This window comes from Nostoc sp. 2RC (assembly GCF_014222165.1).
GTDB classification, from domain to species: Bacteria; Cyanobacteriota; Cyanobacteriia; order Cyanobacteriales; family Nostocaceae; genus Nostoc; species Nostoc linckia.
This window is the reverse complement of sequence record NZ_JACKZU010000552.1, coordinates 1-3,578: the sequence shown is the minus strand read 5'-3', so window position 1 is coordinate 3,578 and position 3,578 is coordinate 1. Positions and strand designations below refer to the sequence as shown.

4 protein-coding genes are annotated in these 3,578 nt (G+C 42.9%); 1 reads left to right on the top strand and 3 read right to left on the bottom strand.

Going from position 1 to position 3,578, the window contains the following annotated elements; all coding sequences use genetic code 11:
• Positions 1–160: 160 nt before the first annotated feature.
• The 3 genes from GNE10_RS32980 to GNE10_RS32970 all read right to left on the bottom strand — a co-directional run bounded on the left by GNE10_RS32980 (position 161) and on the right by GNE10_RS32970 (position 2,394).
• Positions 161–586, bottom strand: coding sequence for a hypothetical protein (locus GNE10_RS32980; protein ID WP_185570261.1), 426 nt, complete (start codon positions 584–586; stop codon positions 161–163).
• A gap of 304 nt (positions 587–890) precedes the next feature.
• A complete protein-coding gene (locus GNE10_RS32975; protein WP_099068929.1) occupies positions 891–1,331 on the bottom strand; it encodes an NUDIX hydrolase in 441 nt (146 codons plus the stop codon).
• A gap of 157 nt (positions 1,332–1,488) precedes the next feature.
• Positions 1,489–2,394, bottom strand: coding sequence for an AraC family transcriptional regulator (locus tag GNE10_RS32970; RefSeq protein WP_185570259.1), 906 nt, complete (start codon positions 2,392–2,394; stop codon positions 1,489–1,491).
• 334 nt (positions 2,395–2,728) lie between these two features.
• Between GNE10_RS32970 and GNE10_RS32965 the strand changes: the two genes are divergently transcribed.
• Entirely contained in the window at positions 2,729–3,463 is a 735-nt protein-coding gene (locus GNE10_RS32965) for an SDR family oxidoreductase (RefSeq protein ID WP_185570257.1), read from the top strand.
• The last annotated feature ends 115 nt before the right edge of the window (positions 3,464–3,578 follow it).

Here is a 3,578-nt window from a genome sequence, read left to right as displayed (position 1 = left end):
CCCCTTTTCCCGACTTCTCTTAGAAGTCTAGAAGGAAGTAATCCCAAAACTTTGGTAAAAAACTACGGTTCTCAAGTTAGACAAGGTTTTGATTAAAATTTCTTTGCGTTACCCTAAATCATAAGTCTTTAAACGGACATGATATAAGTCCTGTCATCAATTAATTTAGCCAAAATCCGCCTATTTTTCCATCTTTGAGGCTAAGTCTAGCTAAGATATCATCGCCACTATCTTTAAATGTCAGTTTCCATAAATAAACTTGATAACCTTGCTGATTCAGATTTCCCAAGAAAATTAATGAATACCCTTTTTTGAGGCGAGGAGCTAACTGTCCACTAACTTGTGTAAATGTTTGCTTTGTAACCGCTTCTTTGAAAGCAGCATTTCCTTGAGATATAAACTGATTGTAATTGTTTTGTTCAACAGCATTGATCAGACTTGTGAAAGTTTTTTGCACAGACTGTTCTGGTTGATTACTCTGAGTTTGTTTTACTTGCTTGTTCGCAGGTTGCACGTTGTTTGCTACAGCTAAAGTCAAAGGTGACATGGTAATAACTGCTGCAACTATAAATGCCATCTTATTCATTTATTTTGTTTTCCTTATTGAAAACTTATTTAATTAAATATAGTCGTAAAAACATGAAACAAGGGATAAATAAGTAGAGTGACTTGAAGAAGCATCAGAATTGGTGAATTGGTGAATCAATTGTGTATTCTTACTTAGAACAGTGCAAATAAACAGAACAACTCAAACCTTCTTCCCTTCTGCCTCCTGCCCTCTGCCTCCTACCCCTGCCTCCTGCCTTTTGATAACGAAATTTTTTCACACCAACTTGCTTAAAATCCAAAATAGCCTGACTTGTGAATTCTGAGTTTTTCTTCAGACTATTTCAGTAGCATCGAAATGCACAAGAAGAAGATTTGACCTGAAAAAAATCTTTCATAACTCGTTTAAGGGAACTAAACTTAACCCACCTGATGGCTTGATTAACTTCTACCCACTGGCGTTTTCTTTTAGTTGCTTCTGGATAATCTTCACTCAGGATATCCACTGGCAATAAATACATTTTTACCCGGTAGGCTTTACCTTGTTTGCGGTATTTATAAGTGCCCACTTCGTTGGCGTCCACTTGTCCAATCACCCCTGCTTCTTCCCAAGCTTCTTTGGCTGCTGAATCGGGCGGACTCATTCCTGATGGAATATCTCCTTTGGGAATTACCCAGTGTTGATGATTACGAGTTGTAATCAACAAGATTTCGATTTTACCATTGTTAACTCTATAGGGAATAACTCCAGATTGTGTAAAAACTTTGCTAATTTTTCGACCCATGCAACTTACATCCTGTAGTGTCTAATTGTTTTGTACAATGTTTATTTCAGAAAGTCGAGAGTTGATACCGGGTAATTTTTGATTTATTCTTTGTTGATAAATTTCTTTTTCCCATCTCCGTACAGCCCTCATAAATTTCCTCTGTAGTCACTTTCTTTTACGTTTCTTGACTACTTTTGAGCCGAGCAATGTCACGCAAGGGTGGTGCGCCAAACAACCGACTGTATTCACGGCTAAACTGTGAGGGACTTTCGTAACCTACATGATGACTGGCTGTTGCCGCATCCATGCCCTCTCCTAGCATTAACCGACGGGCTTGTTGGAGCCGGAGTTGCTTTTGATATTGTAAAGGACTCATGGCAGTGACAGATTTAAAGTGATGATGAAGAGATGACGGACTCATGCAGGCTTCACGAGCGATCGCTTCAATCCGAAATGGCTTTTCATAATTCCATTTGAGCCAGTTAATCGCCTTACCGATTCCCTGAAGCCGTTTATCGGCTAAAGCAATCTGTCGCAATCGCCCACTTTGTTCGCCTGATAGCAATCGGTAGAGAATTTCTTTTACAACCAAAGGCGCGAGGATGGCAATATCTTCAGGAGTTTCCAACAACCTTAGAAGTCGGATCGCTGCATCCAATAGCTGGGGAGTAACAGGACTCAAAGACAAACCAGGCTCTGGTTGTTGGTTTACAGTAGTGTCTAGTTTTGCCTCCATCATCAGTGTACCGAGTTCTCCAGGATCTAAATCTAGCCGTAGGCATAGATACGGAACAGTTGGCGTTGCTTCAATCACCTGACCGACCACAGGCAAATCGATGGACACCACCAAACATCGATCTTGACCATAAACATACAAATTTTCCCCCAACATCACCTGCTTCTTGCCCTGAGCAACGATGCATAAAGTAGGCTCATGCAGAGCATGTAGAGGCGCAGTTGGTTGTGAGCAACGGATTAAAAACAACCGCTCGATGGCTGTGGCATGGATACCATCTGTTTTACTGTTCTGTGCAATCAAAGCAGCAAACTCTAACTGCTGCTTTGTAATTGTCTGTTCCATAATCTCTCTAGAAATCTTTTATCACAGTATCATTCAAGGCAATTCCAATATATTCAGCCACATATGTCAGTCTCTCAGGCAATCAAAAGAATGCAGGATTAGGCAAGAATTCAGCAGGTTTGGATTACCGCACCAGGTTTTGACTCTCTTAAATTAAGAGTGTGCCGGACAATCAATCCAAGTTCAGCGCAATATCAAACTATTAGGGAACTCCAAAAAATAAATTATTGCGGTTAAAGCATTGACTGTTGACGGTTCACAGTTAACCGTCAACAGTCAACAGTCAACAATTTTTTCCTTGCAAGTCCCTTAAATACTTCAACTAATTGATTTTATGACTACCAACCAAGAGAAAGTCGTATTAATTACAGGCGCAAGCAGCGGCATCGGTGAAGCAACAGCACGTCTACTGGCTCGCAAGGGTCTCCATGTAGTCTTGGGCGCAAGACGCACCGAGCGACTGGAAAGCCTCGTGGCTGCTATCCGCTCTGAGGGCGGCTCAGCAGAATACCAGAGTCTCGATGTCACTAATCGTGCTAACTTCCAAGCCTTTGTGGAATTTGCAAAGAGCAAATTTGGCCACGTTGATGTCATCGTCAACAATGCCGGCGTCATGCCACTCTCGAAGTTAGAAGCCCTCAAAGTCGATGAATGGGATTGGATGATTGATGTCAACATTCGTGGCGTACTCAACGGTATCGCCGCCGGACTCCCAGAGATGAAACGTCAGGGATTCGGCCAGTTCGTCAACCTGTCTTCCATTGGTGGACACAACGTTTGGCCAACCTGCGCCGTTTACTCAGCCACCAAGTTCGCTGTGCTGGCGATTTCCGAGGGACTGCGCCAGGAAAACACCGACATTCGTGTGACAGTGATTTCACCGGGTGTAACTGAGTCCGAACTAGCAGATAGTATTACTGATACCGAAGCTGGTCAAGGAATGGAGGAATTCCGGAGAGTAGCACTTCCCGCTGAAGCCATAGCCAAAGCCATCGCCTTTTCCATCGACCAACCAGACGACGTAGATGTGAATGAGATTATTGTGCGCCCCACAGCTAGCCCGCATTAAAAATCAAATAAGTTGACTGATGACTGATGACTGATGACTGGTGACAGGGGAGTTATTATTCTCGTTGTCTCCCTCATCTCCCTTGTCTCCCTCATCCCCCCACCTCCCCATCACC

Coding starts and splice junctions, on each gene's coding strand:
- GNE10_RS32980 (WP_185570261.1), bottom strand. CDS start 586: ATGAATAAGATGGCATTTATAGTTGCAGCAGTTATTACCATGTCACCT.
- GNE10_RS32975 (WP_099068929.1), bottom strand. CDS start 1,331: ATGGGTCGAAAAATTAGCAAAGTTTTTACACAATCTGGAGTTATTCCC.
- GNE10_RS32970 (WP_185570259.1), bottom strand. CDS start 2,394: ATGGAACAGACAATTACAAAGCAGCAGTTAGAGTTTGCTGCTTTGATT.
- GNE10_RS32965 (WP_185570257.1), top strand. CDS start 2,729: ATGACTACCAACCAAGAGAAAGTCGTATTAATTACAGGCGCAAGCAGC.